The organism is Pseudomonas sp. GD04058 (assembly GCF_029836855.1).
GTDB lineage: Bacteria > Pseudomonadota > Gammaproteobacteria > Pseudomonadales > Pseudomonadaceae > Aquipseudomonas > Aquipseudomonas bharatica.
Window position 1 is genome coordinate 54,489 of sequence record NZ_JAOECN010000008.1, and the last position, 24,580, is coordinate 79,068.

The 24,580-nt window shown below is 64.1% G+C and carries 14 protein-coding genes, 2 tRNA genes and 1 pseudogene; 9 read left to right on the forward strand and 8 right to left on the reverse strand.

Features of this window, described 5'->3' with window-relative positions:
- Positions 1-116 precede the first annotated feature (116 nt).
- Positions 117-1,052: a LysR family transcriptional regulator gene (locus N7650_RS09485; RefSeq protein ID WP_279897972.1), complete on the forward strand. Its 936-nt coding sequence runs from the start codon at positions 117-119 to the stop codon at positions 1,050-1,052.
- Positions 1,053-1,103: 51 nt separating this feature from the next.
- Here N7650_RS09485 and N7650_RS09490 read toward each other — a convergent pair whose 3' ends face one another.
- From N7650_RS09490 to N7650_RS09500, 3 genes are all read right to left on the reverse strand, one after another.
- Positions 1,104-2,372, reverse strand: a complete 1,269-nt coding sequence (locus N7650_RS09490) for an outer membrane protein transport protein (protein ID WP_009407421.1) — start codon at positions 2,370-2,372, stop codon at positions 1,104-1,106.
- A gap of 147 nt (positions 2,373-2,519) precedes the next feature.
- Positions 2,520-3,002 carry a hypothetical protein gene (locus N7650_RS09495; protein WP_009407423.1) on the reverse strand — a complete coding sequence of 161 codons (483 nt, stop codon included), beginning with the start codon at positions 3,000-3,002 and terminating at the stop codon, positions 2,520-2,522.
- A gap of 273 nt (positions 3,003-3,275) precedes the next feature.
- A complete protein-coding gene (locus N7650_RS09500) occupies positions 3,276-3,500 on the reverse strand; it encodes a hypothetical protein (protein WP_037062346.1) in 225 nt (74 codons plus the stop codon).
- Positions 3,501-4,463: 963 nt separating this feature from the next.
- On the opposite strand from N7650_RS09500, the pseudogene N7650_RS09505 reads away from it, so the two are divergent.
- Positions 4,464-4,766, forward strand: a pseudogene (locus N7650_RS09505) (sel1 repeat family protein); the annotation flags it as partial.
- A 208-nt stretch (positions 4,767-4,974) separates the two neighbouring features.
- Positions 4,975-6,363, forward strand: coding sequence for a DNA recombination protein RmuC (gene rmuC, locus N7650_RS09510; RefSeq protein WP_279898075.1), 1,389 nt, complete (start codon positions 4,975-4,977; stop codon positions 6,361-6,363).
- Here rmuC and N7650_RS09515 read toward each other — a convergent pair.
- Complete coding sequence (locus tag N7650_RS09515) at positions 6,335-9,811, reverse strand: hybrid sensor histidine kinase/response regulator (RefSeq protein WP_279897974.1); 3,477 nt, start codon at positions 9,809-9,811, stop codon at positions 6,335-6,337. The two genes, rmuC and N7650_RS09515, sit on opposite strands and share 29 nt — an antisense overlap.
- Before the next feature lie 246 nt (positions 9,812-10,057).
- Between N7650_RS09515 and N7650_RS09520 the strand changes: the two genes are divergently transcribed.
- Positions 10,058-11,191, forward strand: a complete 1,134-nt coding sequence (locus N7650_RS09520; protein ID WP_279897975.1) for a TDT family transporter — start codon at positions 10,058-10,060, stop codon at positions 11,189-11,191.
- A gap of 181 nt (positions 11,192-11,372) precedes the next feature.
- Positions 11,373-13,247, forward strand: a complete 1,875-nt coding sequence (locus tag N7650_RS09525) for an MFS transporter (RefSeq protein ID WP_279897976.1) — start codon at positions 11,373-11,375, stop codon at positions 13,245-13,247.
- On the opposite strand, the gene sugE is transcribed toward N7650_RS09525, so the two are convergent.
- Positions 13,244-13,561: a quaternary ammonium compound efflux SMR transporter SugE gene (sugE, locus tag N7650_RS09530; RefSeq protein WP_009407432.1), complete on the reverse strand. Its 318-nt coding sequence runs from the start codon at positions 13,559-13,561 to the stop codon at positions 13,244-13,246. The genes N7650_RS09525 and sugE overlap by 4 nt on opposite strands.
- A 242-nt stretch (positions 13,562-13,803) precedes the next feature.
- On the reverse strand, positions 13,804-14,724 hold the full coding sequence (gene rdgC, locus N7650_RS09535) for a recombination-associated protein RdgC (protein ID WP_009407434.1): 921 nt from the start codon (positions 14,722-14,724) through the stop codon (positions 13,804-13,806).
- A gap of 159 nt (positions 14,725-14,883) precedes the next feature.
- Here rdgC and N7650_RS09540 point away from each other — a divergent pair.
- From N7650_RS09540 to N7650_RS09550, 3 genes are all read left to right on the forward strand, one after another.
- Positions 14,884-14,959 (forward strand) — tRNA-Val (locus tag N7650_RS09540).
- Between the two features lie 16 nt (positions 14,960-14,975).
- A tRNA-Asp gene (locus N7650_RS09545) sits at positions 14,976-15,052 on the forward strand.
- A gap of 146 nt (positions 15,053-15,198) precedes the next feature.
- A complete protein-coding gene (locus N7650_RS09550; RefSeq protein WP_279897977.1) occupies positions 15,199-16,890 on the forward strand; it encodes a molecular chaperone HscC in 1,692 nt (563 codons plus the stop codon).
- Here the strand turns inward: N7650_RS09550 and N7650_RS09555 are convergent.
- On the reverse strand, positions 16,838-19,546 hold the full coding sequence (locus N7650_RS09555; protein ID WP_279897978.1) for a DUF805 domain-containing protein: 2,709 nt from the start codon (positions 19,544-19,546) through the stop codon (positions 16,838-16,840). The genes N7650_RS09550 and N7650_RS09555 overlap by 53 nt on opposite strands.
- Complete coding sequence (locus tag N7650_RS09560; RefSeq protein ID WP_009407438.1) at positions 19,543-20,238, reverse strand: DUF1266 domain-containing protein; 696 nt, start codon at positions 20,236-20,238, stop codon at positions 19,543-19,545. The genes N7650_RS09555 and N7650_RS09560 overlap by 4 nt, the downstream gene beginning before the upstream one ends.
- A gap of 430 nt (positions 20,239-20,668) precedes the next feature.
- Between N7650_RS09560 and N7650_RS09565 the strand changes: the two genes are divergently transcribed.
- Complete coding sequence (locus N7650_RS09565) at positions 20,669-24,421, forward strand: bifunctional nitrate reductase/sulfite reductase flavoprotein subunit alpha (RefSeq protein WP_279897980.1); 3,753 nt, start codon at positions 20,669-20,671, stop codon at positions 24,419-24,421.
- The last annotated feature ends 159 nt before the right edge of the window (positions 24,422-24,580 follow it).

The following is a 24,580-nucleotide window of genomic DNA, read 5'->3' on the forward strand; positions in this document are numbered from 1 at the left end:
TCCTGCGGGCTTGTGTTTGGATCGACGCAGGTTAGCAAGGCGCCTTGCAGGCAAGTAGACGGGCAGGGGTTTGGTCTTTATAAAGGAAAACTTACGAATCCTGTGGAGATCGCCGAGTGAACCTGCTGGGCCTGATCAAGAGTTTCATCAAGGTGGTCGAGGCTGGCAGCATCGCCGGCGGCGCACGCAGCCTCGGCCTGAGTGCGGCGGCGGTAAGCCAGAATATCGCCCGCCTGGAGGCTCATCTGCAGGTACGCCTGCTGTCGCGTACTACCCGCAGCATGGTGCTGACCCCCAGCGGTAGCCTCTACTACGACAAGGTGCGGTTGATCGAGCGTGACCTGGAAGAAGCGCAACTGGCGGTCACGGCAACCGACAGCGAGCCACGCGGGCGCTTGTGCATCGCCACCAGCTCGGCTTTCGGGCGTCATGTGCTGGCGCGGTTGATCCCGCCGTTCAGTGCGCTGTATCCCCATCTTTCAATCGAAATGCTTACGAGTGATGCCAAGGTCGATCATGCCCGGCAAGGGGTGGACGTCAGCCTGCGTATCACCCCGCAACTGGAAGACGGCTTGCTGGCCCGACATATCGCCCAGGTGCCGTTCATTTGCTGTGCGTCGCCTGGCTACCTGGCACGTGAGGGCTGGCCGCAAAGTCCCGAGGAACTCAAGCAGCGCCGTTGCCTGGTGTTTCGCTATCCGGTGGATGGACGCTTCCTGCGTTGGGGCTTCGTGCGTGACGGCCTGCGCTTCGAGGCCGAGTTCGGCGATGTGCTGATCAGCGACGATATCGACGTACTTGCACAGATGGCGGTCCATGATGGCGGCATCACCCGGCTGGCCGAGTTCGTCGCCCGTCCCTGGCTGCAGCGCGGCGAGCTGGTCCCGCTGTTCGAGGAGGAGGGTGGCGGGCGTGCCTATGCCCAGACCGAGCCGATGGATATCTACCTGTGTGTCACCGATCGGTTTGCCATGACGCCGAAGGTCCGTGCCTTCATGGCGTTTCTCAAGGAGAGCCTGGGCGACGAATGGAAGGTCAGGGCCTCCAACTGAAATGAAAAAACCGCCAGCGAGGGCGGTTTTTTCATGCAGCCAGCAGCGAAATCAGAAGCGGTAGGTCAGGGACGCACCCAGGCCGTGTGCACTGTTTTCGTACTTGGCGCTGTAGGCCCCTTTGCTCGGATCACGCAGATTGACCTTGGTGTCCTCTTCCCACAGGTAGGAGTAGGCCACGTCGATGGTCATGTCGTCGGTCGGAGACCAGCCCGCACCAACGCTGAAGATCTTGCGATCGCCAGTGGGGATGCGTGGCGAGCGGTTGACGTTGTTGGTCGGCGACTGGTCGACGGTGAAGCCGGTGCGCAGGGTCCATTCCTTGTTCAGCTTGTAGGACGCGCCGATGGCGTGGGCCCAGGTGTCGTGCCAGTTCTGCTCTTCGCTGATGGTGCCCAGGTTCGCGCGCAGAGGGGCCGGTACGCCGTCGTTCTTGACGGTGATGGCCTCCAGGCGGCTCCAGCGGGTCCAGGTGCTGCCCGCGTAGAGGGTCCATTGGTCATCCAGCTCGTGGGTGACGGACAGGTCCACGGATTCCGGGGTCTTGATGTTCAGCGAAGCGTCGAACTTGGCGCCGTTGAACGGACCGAAGCCGGTGCCCTGGATCTTGGTGTCGCCCTTGAGCTTGTAGTCGACCATCGAGTGGTAGGTCAGGCCGACGCGGGTGCTGTCGGTCGCCTGGACCAGGATGCCGATGTTGTAGCCGACGGCGGTGTCGTCGCCGGAGATCTTCACCTTGCCGTCGTTGCGGCCCAGGCTTGCGGTGTTCAGCGTGGCCGACTCGAGGGCGCCGTCGATGCGGTTGATGGTCGGGCCGAAACCGATCGAGACCTTGTCGTTGAAGGCGTAGCTGACGGTCGGCTGGAAGGTGACCACCTGGACTTCCGACTTGCTGCCGAAGTAGCGGCCGGCGAAGCCGTGTTCGTAGTCGGTGATCAGGCCGAACGGCACGTAGACGCCGAAACCGACGCTCCAGTGATCGTCGATCGGCTTGACGTAGTAGCCCATCGGGACGCCAACCACGGGAACCATGTCGCCGTCGTTGCTGCCGCCGAAGGTGCCACGGCCATCCTTGATGTCGGTCTTGGCGATCACGGCAGCGCCGCCGACAGTGATTTGTTCGCGTTTCAGGCGGGACATGCCGGCAGGGTTGCCGTACACGGTGCTGGCATCATCGGCAGTAGAAGAACGACCGGCGAAACCGGTGCCCATGCCGCTGACACTTTGTTCGTTGAGTGCGAAACCGCTGGCGAGCAGGTGGGAGGAAGCCAGGGTTACCGCAATGGCGAGGGTGCTTTTGATGAGTGTGACTTTTTTCATTATTAGAAACTCCAGGGGATCACCGGGGCGCAAATTACCAACATTTTCCGGAGCGCGCTATAGCCCCTATCGCGGGAGATAGACGCATTTTGTAGGACAATCCGACCAAAATTGGCATTTATTCCGTTTGGTGTTGTAGGTGTTTTCCTAACATGCCTGACGTTCCACGGGTGCGATGCAGGCCTGCCAGGCCTGGGTGAAGTCGCGCAGCCGGCCTTGCGGCTGGAAAATCTGACGCCAGACCTTGGCCAGTCCGAGCAGGTCGTCGGGTTCCGGCAGGTGCGGCGCCTGCTCTTCGATCAGCATCCATGCTATGGCAGTGGCATAACGCAGGTTCACCGTCAGTTCCAGGTGCGGGCCGTTGAGAAAAGCATGCTGACTAGCCAGACCGCGGACGAGGCTGGCCAGTTCCGGATCGCGTGCGAGAAAGTGATCCCAGACCGATTGGTGACGTATTTCCGCGATGCGGTACAAGCCGTGACCGCGGCGATCGTGAAGCGCGGCGCCAAGGGCCGACTGGCTGGCGGCGATCCCCAGCAACAGGGCTTCGGCGCAGGGGCTGTGGCGATCCAGGTAGATCAGCGTCGGCCGGATCACGTATTGGCTCAACTCGCTCGCGGCGATTCCCATGATGCCCTCGAACAGAAAAGTGGCCGGCGGGACGCTGGTGCTTGGCAGCAGGGTGGGTCGGAGTCAGGCCCGCCGGAAGCGGACAGGGCCGCTTGAGTTGAAGTGTAGTGTCATATTCCGGCTGTAAAGGGCTGTTTTTAAATCGTTTCCGGCATCTGTTCATAAGCCATATGCCGAACGGTACTTAAAAATGCGGGGATATTTGCGCAATGCGGGAGGGTGTGGCGGATAGCGAAAGCCCCTCGGATGAGGGGCTTTGGAGAGAGTGGTCCATCAGGCGATCAACGCCTGACGGGTCCGGTCGATCACCGCCTGCAGCGGCTCGGCACGGGTGTATTGCTCGGGGTAGAGGCGTTCGCTGTGCTGGGCGATGCCGTGTTCATCGACCAGGGTAAAGCTGAAGCTGTTCTTGCGCGAAGCAAGGATGATGCAGTTCAGCGGCGCGAAGGCCTGGGACAGGGTGCGGATGGCCGCTTGGGTATGAGCGTTGTGAGTCATCATTGTTTTGGACGTTCCTGCATGAGATACGGCTAGTTTGAGCCGTATATGTTTCAAACGTTCCAGTGACGCGTGCCTTTGGCGGGCAGGATGCGGCAGAACCCCTGGAACAGGGCAGCCAGTGAACGAGCGCAATATAAAAGGTGGCGCCTTGGGCTGACTGGTAGGTACTTCGGAAGACGGGCAACACGCCAGGGCAATAGGTTCTGTGCCCCTGGGTGAGGATCCTGTTCAGTCTGCTGGAGGGCTCGGCAGGGCGGTATGGATAGCCTGGGGAGCTTTTCGGTTGGCGGGTCCTGGTTTCAGCAGGATGGCCCATTCCTTTGAGATGGAGGAGCGATGCTGCAAGGACCGCTTTGGCCAGAATTGACTTTCAGCTTGGTACTAACGGCGGCGAAGATACCGGCTTCCGCTCTCGCTGGCAAGTGGTTTTCATCTTTCGTCCGGCTAGCCGGGCATTATCTCGATTTTATGCGGCGCTGGGAAGCCCAGTGTGGCGCTGCGAATGACCGTGATGGTGCGCTCGATCGCTTCGCTTTGGGGCGCTTGTACACACTTGGGGCGCCCCTTGTCACCACCGGGTCATGCCCCTGCATGGGTGCCCCATTGACCGGTCGGATCCGACAAGTCAATGAAAAAAAACACTTTTTTTAGCTGGTGAAAAAATCGTCAGTTTGAGCGCAGGCCCCATTCTATCGGGGTTTGCGGGGTGTACGAGGCGGTTGTCCACTGAGTTATCCACAGCTTCTGTGGATTGTCCCGGGCGCTTGCTCTAGGACGGGCGTGCCAGCAAGGCGAGGCGTGTCGGACAATTCTCTGATGAGGTCTTGTTGGATGAAAAATAGCGTCGGAAAGGTCAAGAAAAAACATCAGAAATTTCTTAAGGAACTTAAAAAATCGCATGAGCGATCGTCGGAAAAATCGGGTAGAGTGCGCGCCCCAAGAAATGTCCTGCCTGTTTTTATGAAGTTTCGCGGTCGATCCACTGAATCAAATCCCTCCGCTTCTCCCCTTGCCGAACCCCGACGCCTGTCGCTGAAGGTTGCCCTGTGGCTGCTCGACAGTCCCCGCCTCGGCGCCAAGCCGCAGGTCAAGCATTTCGCCGGGCGCTTGCTCAAGCAGCCGGCGCGCGAAGGGGTGGTCGAGGCGCAGAGCCGTTTGGGTCGCATGCTGTGTCGCGAATGCGGCAACGCCCGCGATCGTCGCATCGGCCACGAGTTGCTGCGCCAGGCTGCTCGTGCCGGCGATCACAGTGCCCAGCTGGAACTTCGCCGATTGCCGCGCGACTGAAGAGCCGGACCGACCTGATGACTGTTAAGCTCAGCGGGATTTTTTCCGAGGGGTGAACATGCTGTCGATGGTTGCACTGGATCTGACCAGCCTGATGCTGGGTATGTTGCTGGCGGCGGTTCCCGCAGCCGTGGTGCTGGTGCGCTGGCAGCGTCGGCACAGCGAGCGCCAGGCGCAGATGAGCTTGCAGGAAGAGCGCCTGGGCGGCGCCTTGCTGGCCCAGGAGGGCTTGCAGGCGCAACTGGACGCCTGCCGCGACGAGATCAGCGACCTCAGCCAGGCCAACAGCGCCAAGCAGGCCAGCCTGGCGGCCCAGGCCCGCGAAATCGATCTGTTGCAGATCGAGCGCGACAACGCCCGCGATGCCGCCCACGCCTGGAACCTGGAGCGCAGCGCGCGTGAAGCCGAACTGCGCCGCCTCGACGCCCGTTGCGCCGCCCTCGAAGCGGAATTGCGCGAGCAGCAGGACAGCCATCAGCAGCGTCTCGCCGACCTGCAGGCTTCGCGCGATGAACTGCGTGCCCAGTTCGCCGAGATGGCGACGAAGATCTTCGATGAGCGCGAGCAGCGCTTCGCCCAGACCAGCCAGCAGCATCTCGGCCAGTTGCTCGATCCGCTCAAGGAGCGCATCCAGGCTTTCGAAAAACGCGTGGAGGAAAGCTACCAGCAGGAAGCCCGCGAGCGTTTCTCCCTGGGCAAGGAACTGGAGCGCCTGCAGCAACTCAACCTGCGCCTGAGCGACGAAGCGACCAACCTGACCCAGGCCCTCAAGGGCCAGAAGACCCAGGGCAACTGGGGCGAACTGATCCTGGAAAAGGTCCTTGAACATGCCGGCCTGGAGAAGGGCCGCGAGTACCAGACCCAGGTCAGCCTCAAGAGTGCCGACGGCGAGCGCTACCAGCCCGATGTGCTGATCATGCTGCCTGGCGACAAGCAGGTGGTGGTGGATTCCAAGGTCAGCCTGACCGCCTACCAGCAGTTCATCGGTGCCAGTGAGGACGACGTGGCCCAGGCCGCCCTCAAGCAGCATGTGCATTCGCTGCGCAGCCATGTGAAAGGCCTGTCGAGCAAGGACTACAACCGCCTCGACGGCCTGACCAGCCTGGACTTCGTTCTGCTCTTCGTCCCCATCGAAGCGGCGTTTTCGGCTGCCCTGCAGGCTGAGCCGGGCCTGTTCCAGGAGGCGTTCGACCGGCAGATCGTCATCGTCAGCCCGACCACCCTGCTAGCCACCCTGCGGGTCATCGACAGCCTGTGGAAGCAGGAACGGCAGAGCCAGAACGCCCGGGAAATCGCCGAGCGGGCGGGCTGGCTGTACGACAAGTTCGTGCTGTTCATCCAGGACCTGGACGAGCTGGGCAGCCGCCTGCAGCAGGTGGACAAGGCCTACGCGGCCGCGCGCAACAAGCTCTGCGAGGGGCGCGGCAACCTAGTCAGCCGCAGCGAGCAGCTCAAGCTGCTCGGTGCCCGGGCCAGCAAGAGCCTGCCCGGCGAGTTGCTGGAGCGGGCCATGGCCGGGGAGGCCGACCCGGCCAACGATGCGCTTATTGCACCAGGCTCAGATGGCGATTGAGCAGCGCGCGCAGGGCCGCTGGCTTCACCGGCTTGCTGAGGAAGTCGAGGCCGGCCGCGTGCACCTTGGCCATGGTCTCGCCATGCCCGTCGGCGCTGATCACCACCCCCGGCACCGGCTCGCCGAGGCGGGTGCGTAGCCAGGCCATCAGTTCGGTACCGATTTCGCCATCGTCGAGGTGGTAGTCCACCAGCGCCAGGTGCGGGCGCAGGCCTTTGTCCAGCAGCGCCGCGCACTCCTCACGATTGCGCGCGGTGGACACCTGGCAACCCCAGCGACTGAGCAGGCTGTTCATGCCGATCAGGATGCTGTCTTCGTTGTCCACGCACAGCACTTGCAGGCCCGCCAGCGGTTGTCCGGCCTGTTCCGGCGATTTCGCCGGTTCCGGCGCCCGGGCCGTGGCCAGCGGCACACTGACCCGGAAGACGCTGCCCTTGCCGGTCCATGAGCGTACTTCCAGCGGGTGGCCGAGCACCTTGCACAGGCCGTCGGCGATCGCCAGGCCCAGGCCCAGGCCTTTCTCGGCGCGGGTCTGGTGACTGTCCAGGCGCTTGAACTCCTCGAAGATCACTTGCAGCTTGTCGTCGGCGATGCCCGGGCCGCGGTCCCAGACTTCCAGCCACAGATGCCCCTGGCTGCGACGCACGCCCAGCAGGATCGGGCTTTTGCCGTAGCGGAAGGCATTGGTCAGGAAGTTCTGCAGGATGCGTCGCAGCAGCTTCATGTCGCTGTGCACCCGCAGCTTGCTGCCACGCACGCGGAAGTCCAGGCCCTGTTCCTGCGCCAGTACCTTGAACTCGGCGCCGAGGGTGTCGAACAACTCATTGAGGGCGAATGGCTTGGCGTCCGGGGTGATTTTGCCGTTCTCCAGGCGCGAGATATCCAGCAGGTCGCTGATCAGCTCTTCCGCCGAGCGCAGCGAGCTGTCCATATGCCGGACCAGTTGCTGGGCTTCCTCCGACAGGCCTTCGGCCTGGTGGGAGAGGGCGGCGGAGAACAGTCGCGCAGCGTTGAGCGGCTGCATCAGGTCATGGCTGACGGCCGCCAGGAAGCGGGTCTTGGACTTGTTCGCCGCCTCGGCATGGCTTTTCGCCTCGGTCAGCGCCAGGTTCAGTTGCGACAGCTCGCGCGTACGTTCGGCGACCCGCTGTTCGAGGCTTTCGTTGGAGTCCTTGAGCAGTTGCTCGGCTTCGCGGAACGGGGTGATGTCGGTGAAGCTCATGACGAAGCCGCCGCCGGGCATCGGGTTGCCGATCAGTTCGATGACCCGCCCGTTGGGGAACAGGCGTTCCGAGGTATGCGCACGCCCCTGGCGCATCCAGTGCAGGCGCCGAGCCACATGCACCTGGGCCTCGCCCGGCCCGCACAGGCCGCGTTCGGCGTTGTAGCGAATGATATCGGCGATCGGCCGGCCGACACTGATCAGGCCGTCGGGGTAGTTGAACAGTTCCAGGTAACGGCGGTTCCACGCCACCAGGCGCAGCGACTGGTCGACCACGCTGATGCCCTGGCTGATGTTCTCGATGGCGCCTTGCAGCAGGGCGCGGTTGAATTGCAGCACCTCCGAGGCTTCGTCGGCGATGCGCACCACGTCTTCGAGCTGCATGTCGCGGCCTTCGATGGCCGCCTTGACCACCGCGCGGGTCGATGACGTCCCCAGTACCCCGGCGAGCAGGCGCTCGGTGTGTTCGATCCATTCACCGTCGGCGTTCTGGTTGGGGTTGAAGCCCTTGCCCTGGCGATAGGCAAAGCGGATGAAGCTCTGTCGTGCCCGTTCTTCGCCAACGAAACGCGCGGCCAGGTGCAGCAGGTCGTCGATCTGCACCGCCAGCAGCGAGCGGTTGCTCGGCCGCGAACTGCTCTGCTGGCCGATGAAGCGCCCGGCCTGCCAGTGCTCGGTGACCCGGGTGCGCGAGAAGATCGAGACCCAGGCAAAGATGATGAAGTTGCCCGCCAGGGACAGCACCACGCCCTGGGTCAGCGGGGTGATCGGCAGGCCCAGCGGGTTGCCGTGCAGCCAGGCCAGGCCGGGGAACACCTCCAGCGGCCAGCCCAGGCTGTGGGCCGCGATCGGCAGGACCAGGGTGTAGAACCAGAGGAAGGTGCCGGTCGCCAGGCCGGCGAATACGCCGCGGCGGTTGGCCTGTTTCCAGTACAGGGCACCGAGCATCGCCGGGGTCAGTTGGGTCACCGCTGCGAAGGCGATCTGGCCGATGGTCGCCAGGCTCGCCGTGGAGCCGAGCAGGCGATAGCTGACATAGGCCAGCAGGAGAATGACCACGATGGTCACCCGGCGCACCGTCAACATCCAGCTGCGGAACGCCTCGAACGGCCGCTCGGCGTTGTTGCGCCGCAGTAGCCAGGGCAGCAGCATGTCGTTGGAAACCATGGTCGACAGCGCCACCGCTTCGACGATGACCATGCCGGTAGCCGCCGAAGCGCCGCCGATGAAAGCCAGCAGGGCCAGGCTCGGATGGGCCTCGGCCAGGGGCAGGCTGATGACGAAGGAATCGGAAATCACCGTGCCCGGCAGCAGCATCTGCCCGGCCAGGGCGATGGGCACCACGAACAGCGCCGCCAGGACCAGGTACAGGGGAAAGACCCAGCGCGCCAGGCGCATGTCCTGTGGCTCGATGTTCTCCACCACCGTGACCTGGAACTGCCGGGGCAGGCAGATGATCGCCATCATCGCCACGCCGGTCTGGACGATCATCGACGGCCAGTTGATGGTTTCCTGCCAATAGTCGTCCAGGGCCGGAGCGGCGCGGGCCTGGCTGAACAGGTCGTCGAAGCCGTCGTACAGGTTGAACACCACGAAGGCACCGACGGCGAGGAAGGCCAGCAGCTTGACGATGGCCTCGAAGGCGATCGCCAGGACCATGCCGCGATGGTGCTCGGTCACGTCCAGGCTGCGGGTGCCGAAGACGATGGAAAACAGGGCCAGGACCAGGGAGACCACCAGCGCCGTGTCCTGCACCCGGCTACCGGTGGCGTCGGCATTGGCGCCGATCAGCAGGTTGACGCCAAGGACGATGCCCTTGAGCTGCAGGGCGATGTAAGGCAGCACGCCGACCAGGCAGATCAGCGCCACCACCACGGCCAGGGTCTGGGACTTGCCATAGCGCGCGGCGATGAAGTCGGCGATGGAGGTGATGTTCTCCTGCTTGCTGATCAGCACCATCTTCTGTAGCACCCAGGGCGCAAAGATCAGCAGCAGCACCGGGCCGAGGTAGATCGGGAGAAACGCCCAGAGCTGTTCCGCAGCCTGGCCGACAGCGCCGAAGAACGTCCAGCTGGTGCAATACACCGCCAGCGACAGGCTATAGACCCAGGCACGCAGGCGCGGTGGCAGCGGCGTGCCGCGACGGTCGCCGTAGAAGGCAATGGCGAACATGACGGCCATATAGGCCAGGGCGACCACCGCGATCAGCCCGCTGGACAACGACATGGAGACTCCGAACCAAAAACCACCTCGGTCAATCAGTCTGGCATGCCGCCTGCACTTCGTCAGCGCCGACGAAAGTCGCGGTGGCAGGACGTCGTAGGGAGAGGCCATTTCAGACGGTGCGCGGCAGTATCAAGTGGTTTGGTTATCTGCTAAATCGATAACAGATAGAGAAAATAACCGTTATATGGATATATCTTTTGGTTGTAGGGTGTTTTCACCTCTTCAGAGGACAGGAGACCCGACATCATGCCTTGCCAGACCACCGCACATCCCTTGCGCCCTTTCAATCAACTGACCCATCCCCGGGAAGTGATTCGTCAATTCACCCCCAACTGGTTCGCCGTGGTCATGGGCACCGGCGTGCTGGCGCTGGCCTTGCCCCAGGCGTTCTCTCGGCTGCACCCGGTAGCCGAGGCGCTGTGGTGGCTGGCGCTGGGCTTGTTCGCCCTGTTCAGCGTTCTATACAGCGCGCGCTGGCTGATGTTCTTCCATGAGGCGCGACGCATCTTCAGTCATTCCACGGTCTCGATGTTCTTCGGCACCATACCCATGGGGTTGGCGACCGTGCTCAACGGCGCGCTGGTATTCGGCCTGGCGCGGTTTGGCCAGGGCATCCTGCCGTGGGTAGAGGCGCTGTGGTGGGTGGACGTGGGCATGGCTCTGCTCTGTGGTGTGGCAATACCTTTCCTGATGTTCACCCGCCAGGAGCACAGCATCGACCAGATGACCGCCGTCTGGCTGCTGCCGGTAGTGGCCGCGGAGGTGGCGGCGGCCAGCGGCGGCTTGCTCGCTCCGCATTTTGCGGACAGTACTCGGCAGTTGCAGGTGCTGGTCACCAGCTATGTGTTGTGGGCGGTGTCGTTGCCGGTAGCGTTCAGCATCCTGACCATCCTGATCCTGCGCATGGTCCTGCATAAGCTGCCGCCGGCGCATATGGCCGCGTCGAGCTGGCTGGCGCTGGGGCCGATCGGCACCGGAGCACTGGGCATGTTGCTGCTCGGTGGCGACGCACCAGCGATCTTCGCCGCCAACGGGCTGGCCGGCTTCGGCGAAACCGCGCGCGGGCTGGGGCTGATCGCCGGGATGGTGCTGTGGGGGTGCGGGTTCTGGTGGTTGCTCACGGCCGTGCTGATCACCCTCAAGCATGTGCATCAGGGCATGCCGTTCAATTTGGGCTGGTGGGGCTTTACCTTTCCGCTGGGGGTGTATGCGCTGGCGACCCTGAGGCTCGGGGCGTGGCTGGAATTGGGGTTCTTCAAGGGCATGGGCGCGCTGCTGGTGGTGGCGCTGGTGGGGTTGTGGGCTCTGGTGGGTTGGCGAACCTTGTGCGGGGCCTGGCGGGGGGAGCTGTTTTTTTCTCCCTGCATCAAACAGGCTTGAGGGCCCCATCGCTGGCAAGCCAGCTCCCACAAGGTTCGCGGTGCATGCGATCCCTGTGGGAGCTGGCTTGCCAGCGATGAGGCCCCCGGGGCTGGCCGCAGGGAAGGCTTATCCGGCAAAGTGTGGCTTTTCCCGATTTCGGCGCCTCAAATAACCAACGCCCCGAACAGGTACATGGACGATGAGCCACACCTCGCAGTTCGCCTTGCTGAAGAAGCGCCGCTTCTTGCCTTTCTTCATTACCCAGTCGCTGGGTGCCTTCAACGACAACCTGTACAAGCAGTCGCTGATCCTGGCGATCCTCTACAAGTTGAGCCTGGGCGGCGATGGCTCGATGCTGGTCAACCTCTGCGCCTTGCTGTTCATCCTGCCGTTCTTCCTGTTCTCGGCCCTGGCCGGACAGTTCGGCGAAAAGTTTGCCAAGGACGCGCTGATCCGCACCATCAAGCTGGCCGAGGTGGTGATCATGGCCATCGGCGCCGTGGGCTTTATCTTCAACCAGCTGTGGCTGCTGCTCCTGGCGCTGTTCGCCATGGGTACCCACTCGGCGCTGTTCGGCCCGGTCAAGTATTCGATCCTGCCCCAGGCCCTGCGCGAAGAAGAGCTGGTCGGCGGCAACGGCCTGGTGGAAATGGGCACCTTCCTGGCGATCCTCGCCGGCACCATTGCCGCCGGGGTGATGATGTCCACCTCGGAATATGCCCCGGTGGTGGCCTGCGGCATCGTTCTTACCGCCGCGCTCGGCTATCTCGCCAGCCGCTTCATTCCACGCGCCGCCGCCGCGTCGCCGCAGCTCAAGCTGCAATGGAACATCTTCTCGCAAACTGCCGCGACCCTGCGCCTGGGCCTGGGCCAGACCCCGGCGGTATCGCGCTCGATCGTCGGCAACTCGTGGTTCTGGTTCGTCGGGGCGATCTACCTGACCCAGATCCCGGAGTACGCCAAGCTGTGGATGCATGGCGATGAAACCGTGGTCACCCTGATCCTGACCCTGTTCTCGGTGGGCATCGCCCTCGGCTCGCTGCTCTGCGAACGCTTGAGCGGACGCAAGGTGGAGATCGGCCTGGTGCCGTTCGGCTCCTTCGGCCTGACCCTGTTCGGCCTGCTCTGGTGGTGGCACTCCGGGGATATCCCGGCAGCCGCCGCGCCGTATGACTGGCTGGCGCTGCTGGAGATGAGCAACGCCTGGTGGATCCTGCTGTCGATCGTCGGTCTCGGGGTATTCGGCGGCTTCTATATCGTGCCGCTGTATGCCCTGATCCAGGCGCGCACCGCCGAGGACCAGCGCGCCCGGGTGATCGCTGCGAACAACATCCTCAATGCGCTGTTCATGGTGGTTTCGGCCATCTTCACCATGCTCTTGCTGGGCGTCGCCGGGCTGGAGATTCCCCAGCTGTTCCTGGTGGTGTCGTTGCTGAACATCGCGGTGAACGCCTACATCTTCAAGATCGTCCCCGAATTCAGCATGCGCTTCATGATCTGGCTGTTGAGCCATTCCATGTACCGGGTCAAGCACCGCGACCTGGAGCGCATCCCCGACGAGGGCGCGGCGCTGCTGGTGTGCAACCACGTGTCCTTCGTCGATGCGCTGCTGATCGCCGGGGCCGTGCGACGGCCGATGCGTTTCGTCATGTACTACAAGATCTACAACCTGCCGGTGCTCAACTTCATCTTCCGCACCGCCGGGGCCATCCCGATTGCCGGGCGCAACGAGGACCGCGCCACCTTCGACCAGGCCTTCGAGCGGATTGCCGCGTATCTGGAGGAAGGCGAGCTGGTCTGCATCTTCCCGGAAGGCAAGCTGACCGGGGATGGCGAGATCGACGAATTCAAGGGCGGGGTACGGCTGATTCTCGAGCGCACCCCGGTGCCCGTGATTCCACTGGCGTTGCGGGGCTTGTGGGGCAGTTTCTTCAGTCGCGATCCGGCCAAGGGCTTTTTCCGCCGTTTCTGGTCGCGGGTGACCCTGGTGGCCGGCGATGCGATTCCCAGTGAGGAAGCGCAGCCGGCGCTGTTGCGTGAACGGGTCGGGGCGCTGCGGGGGGAGGTTCGCTAGCTGGCGCTGACCTTGAGGCCGATCAGGCCGGCGATGATCAGCGCCACGCTGGCCAGGCGCACCAGGGCCATGGATTCGCCGAACAGGATGACCCCGGCGATCACCGTGCCGACGGCACCGACGCCGGTCCAGATGGCATAGGCGGTGCCCAGCGGCAGTTCCTTCATGGCCAGGCCGAGCAGGCCCAGGCTGATGGCCATGGCGGCGATGGTCAGGACGGTGGGGAGGGGGCGGGTAAAGCCGTCGGTGTATTTCAGGCCGACGGCCCAGCCGACTTCGAAAAGGCCGGCGCAAAACAGGATGATCCAGGACATGTTCGATACTCCATCAGTGTGATGGGGCCGTCCCCGGGCGTTCACGCGTTGCGTCGCGAGGCCGTCCTCGCTGTGCGCGCTATGGTGCACCGTTCTGGTGCCTGGAGCAAATATCCAAGGATCACATCTAATCCTGTGGGAGCTGGCTTGCCAGCGATAGCGGCAGTGAATTCACTATCGCAATCGCTGGCAAGCCAGCTCCCACAGGTTTATTCAGTGTCCTCGGGAGTGGCGCAAGGCCGTCAGATCCCCTGCGGAATCTCTTCCCCACCCAGCGCCTCGAACAGCGCCGGGAGGAATTCGGTGAAGGTCAGCATCATCAGGGTGAAGCTGGCATCCAGCTGGCCCAGCGCTTCCTCGCCGCCGTCTTCCTCGGCCTGGTCCTGCAGCAGTTCCTCGAACTTCAGGCGCTTGATCACCGTCTTGTCGTCGAGCACGAACGACAGCTTGTCCTGCCAGGCCAGGGCCAGTTGGGTGACCTGCTTGCCGGTGCCCAGGTGCATCTGGATTTCTTCGCTGGTCAGGTCCTGGCGCTTGCAGCGCACGATGCCACCGTCTTCGTGGGTGTCGCGCAGTTCGCATTCGTCCAGCACGTGGAAGTCCGGGGCAGCCTGCTGGTTCTTCACCCAGTCGGTCATGGTCGCGCTTGGTGCAATCTTCACGGTCACCGGACGCACCGGCAGCGAACCCATCACTTCACGCAGGGTCGAGAGCAGGTCTTCGGCACGCTTGGCGCTGGCCGAGTTGACCAGGATCAGGCCGAGCTTCGGCGCGATGGCGGCGAAGATCATTGCCCGGCGAATGAAGGCCCGGGGCAGGAAGGCCTGGACGATCTCGTCCTTGATCTGGTCGCGTTCCTTTTTGTAGACCTTGCGCATCTGCTCGGCCTCGATCTCCTCGACCTTCTCCTTGACCGCGTCGCGCACGACGCTGCCTGGCAGGATGCGCTCTTCCTTGCGCGCGGCGATCAGCAGGAAGTCACCGCTGACATGCACCAGGGGAGCGTCCTCGCCTTTGCCGAACGGAGCGACGAAGCCATAGGTGGTCAACTCCTGGCTGGCGCACGGGCGGGCGGGCTTGCTGGCCAGTGCGGTTTCCAGTGCTTCGGCATCGAACGGAATGTCCTGGGTCAGGCGGTAGCTCAGCAGGTTTTTGAACCACATGGGGCGGATCTCTCCTCTCTATATAAGGGGGGCATTATTCTCCGGCGGACGCTTCCAGGCCAAGTCCGCTAAGTCGTTGGAACGCCTGAAAATTTTTTTTCAAAAAGTGCTTTACAGACCTTGGGGTGCTCCGTAGAATGCGCGCCACACCGAGACGATGGGTGATTAGCTCAGCCGGGAGAGCATCTGCCTTACAAGCAGAGGGTCGGCGGTTCGATCCCGTCATCACCCACCACTTCTCAGTGTTACGCGCAGCGGTAGTTCAGTCGGTTAGAATACCGGCCTGTCACGCCGGGGGTCGCGGGTTCGAGTCCCGTCCGCTGCGCCATATTCAACTTCCAGGGCCCACTGAACACCCGGAAGTTACAAAGAAAGCGACCTTAGGGTCGCTTTTTTTGTTTCCGTCGTTCGTCCAGAATCAAACCAGCGCGCTGGTGTCACTTGCCAGCACCTTTTCTGAGCAAGAGATCGACCATGCAGGACGCCAGTATTTCCTCCGCCCCGTTGCTGGGCATTGACCTCGGTACCACCAACAGCCTGATCGCCGTCTGGCAGGAAGGTCGTGCCCAACTCATTCCCAACGCCCTCGGCGAGGTGCTGACCCCGTCGGCGGTCAGTGTCGACGAAGACGGCAGCATCCTGGTCGGCCGCGCCGCCCGTTCGCGCCTGACTACCCACCCCGAGCGCAGCGCCGCAGCGTTCAAGCGTTTCATGGGCAGCGACAAGCGCTTCGAGCTGGGCGGCCAGTCGTTCAGCCCGGAAGAGCTCTCGGCCCTGGTGCTGGGCGCGCTGAAACAGGATGCCGAAGCCTTCCTCGGTGTCCCGGTCAACGAGGCTGTCATCTCGGTCCCGGCCTATTTCAGCGATGAACAGCGCAAACGCACGGTTTTCGCCGCCGAGCTGGCGGGCCTCAAGGTGCAGCGCCTGATCAACGAACCGACCGCCGCGGCCATGGCCTACGGCCTGCACGAGCAGAAGTTCGAACGCACGCTGATCTTCGACCTGGGCGGCGGCACCTTTGACGTCACCGTGCTGGAGTATTCCCTGCCGCTGATCGAGGTGCATGCCTCCACCGGCGACAACTTCCTCGGTGGCGAAGATTTCACTGCCGCCTTGCTGCAGGCCTGCCTGAAGGACTGGCAGCTCGATATCGCGAAGATCGAGCCCCAGGCCCTGGCCACCCTGTGCGATGCCCTTGAACAGCTCAAGTGCCGTCTGGCCCAAGGCCCGCAGTCACTGAGCTGGAAAGGCGCGGGCGAGCTGCGCGAATGGCGACTGGACGAAAGCCGTGCCCAGTCGATCTGGGAACCACTGCTGGCGCGCCTGCGCGCACCGATCGAGCAGGCCTTGCGTGATGCCCGCCTGAGCCCGCGGGACCTCGACAGCCTGGTGCTGGTCGGTGGTGCCACGCGCATGCCGGCGGTGCAGCAGATGGTTGCCACGTTATTCGGGCGCCTGCCGTACCGGCACCTCGACCCGGATACCATCGTCGCCCTCGGCGCTGCCAGCCAGGCAGCCTGCAAGGCGCGGGACGCGGCCATCGAGGAGCTGATCCTGACCGACGTATGCCCCTATACCCTGGGCATCTCGACCACCCGTGGCGATGATGTGCGCGGCGCCTTCTCGCCGATCATCGAGCGCAATACGGTGATTCCCACCTCGAAGGTACAGCGCTTCTACAGCACCCACCCCGAGCAGAAGGTGATCCGCATCGAGGTGTACCAGGGTGAGCGTCCGTGGGTGCGCGACAACATCTTCATCGATGCCTTCGAGGTGCAGTTGCCTCAGGTCGGGCGCCAGCAGGACCTCGACGTGCGCTTCAGCTATGACATCAATGGCTTGCTGGAAGTGGACGTGACGTTGCTGGAAACCGGCGAGCGCCACAGCCACAGTATCGACCGCAGCCCCACCGGGCTCGACGAGCAGGCCCGGGCCAACAGCCGCGCGCGCCTCGCCGCATTGAAGATCCACCCCCGCGACACCTTGCCCAACCGCGCCCTCACGGCCCGTCTTGAGCGGGCCTGGATGCACAGCCTGGGCGAGGAGCGCGAGCGTATCGGCGCCTGGCTGGACGAGTTCAATGCAGTACTCGCCAGCCAGCGCGGCGAAGAGATCACCAGCCGTCGCCAGGCTCTAACACGCTTGCTGGACGAGCTCGGCGCTTAGGTTTCAACTGGCGCAGCAGCGCTTGCAGACCACCGGTCGGCGCTGCCTGTCCGTCGCCCGGCCGCCCGAAGCGGTTGGGCAGGACATCGCTGGGCAGCACCAGCAACGCCAGCATGTACAGCGGGATCAGCACCGGGAAGATCACCATGGCAATCCACAGCCACAGTGGCTGTTCGCGGTCCCGCAGGCGGCGTACCCAGGTGCCCAGCCCGGCGCCGATGAAGAACAGCGCGGCAAGCACATGCAGCTCGCTGGGCATCAAAGCAATGCTCGCCAGCAGTCCGGCGCAGAGCCCCATCATCAGGCCATAGCTGCGCCGGCCCAGGCGCCGGTCGATACGCCAGAACTGCCAGGGCGCGACAGCGGTAACCGGGGTCTTGAGCGCCATCAGGCGCTCGGCCAGCGCCAGCACCGCCGTCAGCGCCAGGCGCAGGCCGTTGCCGTTGGCCGGGTCATCCTTGCTCATCTGCAAGGTCGCCAAGGCGCGGGACGCCGGCCAGGCACTGTCCACGGCGGCCATTTTTTCCAGGGCATCCAGGGCCAGGTAGAAGGCATCGCCGTCGATGCCCTGGCGCTCCAGGACCTTGCGCGCTGGCCGCTGGATCTTGCGCTTGGGCAGGTACTGGCGGAATTTCTCGCACCACGGGTCGTCGTCGGCCACGCTCTTCATCTGTTCGAGCAGGTAGCCGCGATCCTCATCGCTGAGCTCCGGGTCGAGGAACAGGGCGCCGAGGAACAGGGTCATGCTGTAGCGGTCGCCGGCGAAGGCTTCACGGTCATTGGCGAAGGTCTTGATCAGCAGCGCCGGGCGCGGCAGGTGTTCGCCGGCCATCACGCTGTCGAGCGTGCAGAGTTCATCGGCGAGCAGTGCCTGGACCGGGTTGGCGTGGTCGAGCTGGCTCAGCAGCGCTTCGACCGGCGTCCCTGACGCCAGCCATTGCCCGAGCAGATCGCGGGTTGCGGCAAACGGATGCCCGGCCGGGTAGTCGAGGTTGCGCAGCATCGACGGGCTGATCAGGCCCAGCCAGCGTTCGGGTTTTTCCAGCAGGGCGAGGATGAACAGGCCCTGTGCATGCCAGGTCCAGGCTGGCGCCATGTCGTCTTCCGGCGGCAGTTCCAGGCCACGCTTGGCCAGCCGTGCCTGGTGGTCCAGGGCGAAAGGGCGGGGATACATCTGCCGCGGGGCGAACTGCTCGAAGACCCGGTACAGCGCGCGCTGGTCGAAGGCGCGCATGTGTCGCAGCCAGTTGCGGCAGGCGAGGGGGCCGAATTCCTTGCCGAGCGGGCGCGGAAAGTCCGGATAGCGTTCCTCGCTGGCGAGATAGCCGCCCAAGGCCAGGGGCACCGGCGCCTCGGCCAGCCAGCGCAGGCGTTGTGCGGCCTGGCGGCGGAACTCCCTGAGCACCAGTTCCTCGTACAGGTCGGTGCTGACGGGGGCTTCGCTGATTTCCCGCAGCAGCCGCTCGTTACCTCGGGACAGGCCCCAGGCATAACGGTAAAGGCGTTGCAGTGCGGGTTGCGGGTGGTCGTCGAGCAGCAAGGCCAGCAGGTTTGTTTCGCACTCGTCGTCGAGGCGCCAATTGACGAACGCGGCGGCTAAACCGTCCGGTTCCGTGCGCCTGGCGATGTACCAGCGCGACAGCGTCTCCGGCGACTGGGCGAAGCTGCCGAACAGCTGGCCCTGTTCCTCCAGGCCTTGCGGCCAGGCATCGACGTCCTGCTGGCGATCGAAGGCCTGGATCAACAGTGGCACGAACTGCGGTTGCTGCCCATGGCACAGCTCGATCAGCCGGCGGGGAGCCTGTGGATGGTGGAACTGCCAATGCAGCATTGCCCAACTACTGAGCGCCTCGGGAATCCGTTCCAGAATGGTCGCGTGCTGCGCCAGGAGGAACAGCAGGTCGATATTCTCCGGATCGGCAGCCTGCTGCCCGGCGCAGCGCTCATACAGGCTCGGGCTGGGCACTTCAGCAGTGGCGAACTGCACCATCAGGCGCTGGATCAGCGCATCATCCGCCGGCAACGGCAGACAGGTATGCAGGTTGGCGAAGCTGGCGTATTCGAACAGCGGACGCTGGTGGAACAGGTACTCCAGGGAGTTGAGGTACCACAGGGTTTCCTGCTGGGCGATCGCTGACCACTGGCCCATCAGGCCGGTGGGGAAGGGGTCGGGTTGCTCCAGATGATCAAGGAAGCCTTCGATCTCCCGTGCGGCCTCGAAGTCCAGACGCAGCAACTGCTGCGACCAGGCCAGGCGCTTGGCGAGGATGCGCACGCACTCGCGGGAAATCATTCCGCAGCTGCGCACGCCTTGCAGCAGCGACCAGCTGACGTCCTCGAGGGTTTCCAGCGGCAATTGATCCAGTTGGCGGACGAAGGCCTGCCAGGCCGGCGGGTCGTAGCGCCGGGTGCTGTCTTCGAGCAAGGCGCGGAATTCGTCGAGGATGCCCGGCGTGGCTGCGGCTGCGGGCTCTTCGCGAGGCGTTTGTAGCTCCTCGCGGGCGTGGCGCAGGGCGCTTTCATAGGCTTCGCGCAGGGCCTGGAAACCCTCCGGATCGGTCTCCGGGTGATGTTCCGGCAGGCGTGCGCGGTAGGCGCCGCGAATGGTGTTCTGATCCTTGGTCGGTTCGATGCCAAGGCGGATCCAGCAGCTCATGACCAGTTACCCAAGTCGAGGGAGGCGGGTTGCTCCGGCAGGTTCAGCTCCAGGTGCCAGGGCAGGTCGACCAGCGGCGAGTCGGGGTCGTTGCTCAGGCTGGCAACGATGTGCTGGTTCCAGTGCTCGGAACCCTGGCGCTCCAGTTGTCGGCTGAATTGCTCGTCGGGCAGGTCGGAGCAGGCCCACAGGCCGCGGCCGATCACATAACCCGAGACGTAGGACGACCAGCTGCCGTAGTAATGCCGTGCCCGGGCGGCCAGGCGCCCTTGCAGCCAGAGGCTTTCATCGAAGCTGATCCATTCGTTGCGCAGCCCGCAGCGCAGCAGGAAGCCCATGCGGCCCAGGTCCCAGGATCGGGTGCCGCCGAAGCCGCAATCGAGGAAGGTGCGCGCGGCGTAATCGTGGAGGATGCGCTCGCGCAGGCTCAACTGCTCCAGCAGCGTCTGCCACTCGCCGGGCAGTGCCCGCTGATAGCGCCAGTAGGCGGTATTGAGGTCGGTAGCGTGGCCGTTGTCGGCCATGCGCATGACGATATCGAGCAACTGTTGGCGGGAGTCGACGTTCCACGACTCGCCCAGGTTGATCTTGCTTTCTTCGTCGTAATAGTACGGCGAGGTGTAGCTCGCGCCGTTGAGCGCGGCCATTGGCGCCGACAGGGCATAGAGCCAGCGCTGTTCGATCTCTTCCATGAAGCACTCCGGGGACGGGCAGGAGGCGAATTGTAACCAGGCGTTAGAGGCTACGACCATGTCTGTCGCGCTTTGGTGCGAGGTTCACCAGGACGGTGCAGATTTACGCGGGCCCTTGGGGCTAGTCATGAAGCTTATGTTCGCCACGGACCCTGTGGGAGCTGGCTTGCCAGCGATAGGGCCAGACCTGAAAACATCGTTGCCCGAGCCGGCCTCATCGCTGGCAAGCCAGCTCCCACAGTCGTCCGCGTTGCTCTGAGTGCCGGCTTGCGAACAATCTGGCGCGCCCCTTGCTTAACCCTGCCTATCAGGCAATCAACGTCGATTGCCCCATTCACGACAAAGGCGCCGTGCTGCTCCCCTGTTCATTCAGGTCGGGCGGCAGGGCGCTTTTTTGTTTTTGCGCGGAAAAGGCAGGGGAGGCGGGATCATGACCAGCACGACGGTGCGCAGTGTCTGTCCATATTGCGGTGTCGGATGCGGCATCGTCATGAACGTGACCGATAACCAGGTCACCCGGGTCAGCGGAGACAAGCAGCACCCGAGCAATCTCGGCCGGTTGTGCACCAAGGGCCTGACCTGCCACCAACCGCTGCGCGAGTCCGGACGCATGCAATGGGCCTGGCTGCGCGACCAGCGCCAGCGCGATCCGGTGCGTCTTGGTATCGACCAGGCCATTGGGCAGACCGCCCGGCGCCTGCGCGCCATCATCGATACCCACGGCCCCGACGCCGTCGCGCTGTACGTCTCGGGGCAGATGTCCTTGGAAGCCCAGTACCTCGCCAACAAGCTGGTCAAGGGCTACATCCGCAGCCGCCATATCGAATCCAATTCGCGCCTGTGCATGGCCAGTGCCGGGAGTGGCTACAAGCTGTCCCTGGGCGCCGACGGACCGCCGGGCAGCTACGAGGATTTCGACCGGGCCGAGGTCTTTCTGGTGATCGGCGCCAACATGGCCGATTGTCACCCGATTCTCTTCCTGCGCCTGCTCGACCGGCTCAAGGCGGGTGCACGCCTGATCGTGGTCGATCCGCGGCGCAGTGCCACCGCCGACAAGGCCGACCTGTTCCTCCAGGTTCGTCCAGGCACCGACCTGGCGTTGCTCAACGGCCTGCTGCACCTGCTGCTGGAAAACGGCCATACCGACAATGCGTTCATCGAGCGCTACACCGAAGGCTGGGAAGAGATGCCGGCCTTTCTCGCCGACTACACACCCGCCCGTGTTGCGCAGATCACTGGCCTGACCGAGGCCGATATCCGCCAGGCGGCAGCCTTGATCGGCGGCGCGAAAGACTGGATGAGCTGCTGGACCATGGGCCTGAACCAGAGCATCCACGGCACCTGGCACAGCAACGCCGTGTGCAACCTGCACCTGGCCACTGGCGCCATCTGTCGCCCGGGGAGCGGCCCCTTCTCCCTCACCGGTCAGCCGAACGCCATGGGCGGACGGGAAATGGGCTACATGGGCCCGGGCCTGCCGGGGCAGCGTTCGGCGCTGGTCGAAGCCGATCGCCGGTTCATCGAGGCGCTTTGGCGCATTCCCGCCGGCAGCCTGCGTGCCGAGGCGGGCGAGGGCACCGTCGATCTGTTCCGGCAGATGGCAGCGGGGCAGGTCAAGGCCTGCTGGATCATCTGCAGCAACCCGGTGGCCAGCGTCGCCAACCGCCAGACGGTGATCGACGGGCTATGTGCGGCGGAGCTGGTCATCAGCCAGGACGCCTTCCTCGACACGGAAACCAACCGCTATGCCGACATCCTCCTGCCGGCCGCCCTGTGGGCCGAATCCGAAGGGCTGATGATCAATTCCGAGCGCAACCTGACCCTTGCCGCCAAGGCGGTCGATGCGCCGGGCGACAGCCTGGCGGACTGGCAGATCATTGCCCGGGTAGCCTGTGCCATGGGCTATGAGGAAGGTTTCAGCTACACCAGCGCCGAGCAGGTCTTCGACGAAATCCGCCAGGCTTGGAACCCGGCTACTGGCTACGACCTGCGCGGTCTGGACTACCCGAAACTGCGCGCAGGGCCGCAACAGTGGCCGTTCGAGCCGGGGCGCGCCAGCTCCCGCAGCACGCTGCGCTACCTGAATGACGGCCTGAGCCAGGCCCTGCGGGAAAACGCAGCGGGTGAGCGCCCGGCAATCAGCTTCCCCACCGCGTCGGGCAAGGCACGTTTCTTCGCTCGTCCCTGGTTGCCGCCTGCCGAATTGCCGGATGAATCCTATCCGCTGGTGCTCAATACCGGACGTGTGCAGCACCAGTGGCACACCCTTACCAAGACCGGCAAGGTTGCCAGTCTCAACAGGCTGGATCCGGGACCCTTCGTTGAAATCCACCCGGCCGACGCAGTCGACCTCGGAATCGTCGACAAGGACCAGGTACAGATTCGCTCCCGTCGTGGCCTGGCGGTGCTGCCGGCGCGGATCACTACCCGGGTGATGCCGGGCAACTGCTTTGCGCCGTTTCACTGGAACGATCTGTATGGTGAGCAACTGGCAATCAATGCACTGACTTGCGATGCGGTCGATCCGCTTTCCCTGCAGCCGGCCTTCAAGCACTGCGCCGTAGCCCTGACCCGGGTCGCTGGCGAGCGGATAGACGCTCTGGAACTGCAACCCGCCGTCACCGAGCCCCCTGACGACCGCCAGCGCCATTTGGTGCTTTGGGCCTCGCAGACCGGCAACAGCCAGACCCTCGCCGAGCGTTGCGCCAGGCATTTGCGGGCGGTCGGCCTGGCGGTGCACCTGGAATGCATGGATGCCGCGCGGCCGGAGCAGGTCGGTGCGGCCGCCAGCCTGCTGTTGATCGCCAGCACCTTCGGCGATGGCGAGGCGCCGGACAGCGGCGTGGCGTTCTGGCAGGCGCTGCAAGGCGAAGCCGGGGATTGGACCAGGCGGCCTTACGCGGTGCTGGCGCTGGGTGACTCCAGCTACGACCGGTTCTGTGGCTTCGGGCGCAAGCTGGACCAGCGCCTGGCCGAACTGGGCGGCCAGCGCATGCTGGAGCGGGTGGACTGCGAGCCGGAGTTCGACGAGCCTTTCGCCGAATGGTTGGCGGCGCTGACGGCTACGCTGGCGCATGGGCAAGTACCGCTGGCGGTTGCCGAGAGCGAGACACCGGTGGTCGGCAAGTACAACCCCGTGCCTGCTCGCCTGCTGGACAACCGCCTGCTCAGCGGGCCGGGTGCCAGCAAGGAAACCCGGCAGATCGTCTTCGACCTGGGCGACAGTGGGCTGAGCTACCAGGCCGGCGATGCCCTCGGTGTGTGGCCGCGCAACTGCCCGGAACTGGTGGATGAATTCCTGCGCTGCACCGGCCTCGATGGTGACGCCGAAGTCGATTGCAAAGGCCGGATGCCGCTGGCCACCGCGCTGGCCGAACGACTGGATATCACCCGCATCACCCCGCGGATCCTGCAGAAGGTCACCGGCCTGCCCACGGACAAGGCTGCGCTCGATGACTGGCTATGGGGGCGGCAACTGGTGGACCTGCTTGCCGAGTTTCCCCTGGCACTTTCCCTGGACGAGTGGCTGGCGCTGCTCAGGCCCTTGCAGCCGCGCCTGTACTCGATCAGTTCCAGCCCGAGGCGGCATCCGACGCAGGTACACCTGACGATGTCCACCGTACGCTACGGGCAGCGCAAGGGCGTGTGTTCGAGTTTCCTCGCCGACCGCGCACAGGGCCTGCACGTCGACATTTTCCCGCAACCGACGGCCAGCTTCCGTTTGCCGGATAACGACGAGCTGCCGGTGATCATGGTCGGGCCGGGCACCGGCGTCGCGCCGTTTCGTGCATTTCTCCAGGAACGCGAGGCGCGGCAGGCGCGCGGGCGCAACTGGCTATTCTTTGGCGAGCAGCACCAGGCGTGCGATTTCTACTACCGGGATGAACTGCTGGCCTGGTGCGAGACTGGCTTGCTGACCCGGCTGGACACGGCGTTCTCCCGTGACCAGGAACGGAAGATCTACGTGCAGCAGCGCATGCAGGAGCAGGGTGCGGAGTTGTGGCGCTGGTTGCAGGAGGGGGCGTTCTTCTACGTGTGCGGCGATGCTTCGCGGATGGCCAGGGATGTGGATGCGGCGTTGAAGGCGGTGGTAGCGGAGCATGGCGGGATGAGTATCGATGAAGCTGCCGCGTATGTGGCGCAGATGGGTAGGGACAAGCGGTATCTGCGGGATGTGTATTGATCTTTCCGGCCTCATCGCTGGCAAGCCAGCTCCCACACTGTGGGAGCTGGCTTGCCAGCGATGAGGCCATCAAAGTCACTAAAGAAACATGCTCCAAAACAGTGACTCCCGCACCAGCATGGTTCAGAAAATCCCCTGTCAAATCCTGAAACTCCCCAA

Coding starts and splice junctions, on each gene's coding strand:
- N7650_RS09490 (WP_009407421.1), bottom strand. CDS start 2,372: ATGAAAAAAGTCACACTCATCAAAAGCACCCTCGCCATTGCGGTAACC.
- N7650_RS09520 (WP_279897975.1), top strand. CDS start 10,058: ATGCCTTGCCAGACCACCGCACATCCCTTGCGCCCTTTCAATCAACTG.
- N7650_RS09550 (WP_279897977.1), top strand. CDS start 15,199: ATGCAGGACGCCAGTATTTCCTCCGCCCCGTTGCTGGGCATTGACCTC.
- N7650_RS09560 (WP_009407438.1), bottom strand. CDS start 20,238: ATGGAAGAGATCGAACAGCGCTGGCTCTATGCCCTGTCGGCGCCAATG.
- N7650_RS09515 (WP_279897974.1), bottom strand. CDS start 9,811: ATGTCGTTGTCCAGCGGGCTGATCGCGGTGGTCGCCCTGGCCTATATG.
- N7650_RS09565 (WP_279897980.1), top strand. CDS start 20,669: ATGACCAGCACGACGGTGCGCAGTGTCTGTCCATATTGCGGTGTCGGA.
- N7650_RS09525 (WP_279897976.1), top strand. CDS start 11,373: ATGAGCCACACCTCGCAGTTCGCCTTGCTGAAGAAGCGCCGCTTCTTG.
- N7650_RS09495 (WP_009407423.1), bottom strand. CDS start 3,002: ATGGGAATCGCCGCGAGCGAGTTGAGCCAATACGTGATCCGGCCGACG.
- rdgC (WP_009407434.1), bottom strand. CDS start 14,724: ATGTGGTTCAAAAACCTGCTGAGCTACCGCCTGACCCAGGACATTCCG.
- N7650_RS09555 (WP_279897978.1), bottom strand. CDS start 19,546: ATGAGCTGCTGGATCCGCCTTGGCATCGAACCGACCAAGGATCAGAAC.
- sugE (WP_009407432.1), bottom strand. CDS start 13,561: ATGTCCTGGATCATCCTGTTTTGCGCCGGCCTTTTCGAAGTCGGCTGG.
- N7650_RS09500 (WP_037062346.1), bottom strand. CDS start 3,500: ATGACTCACAACGCTCATACCCAAGCGGCCATCCGCACCCTGTCCCAG.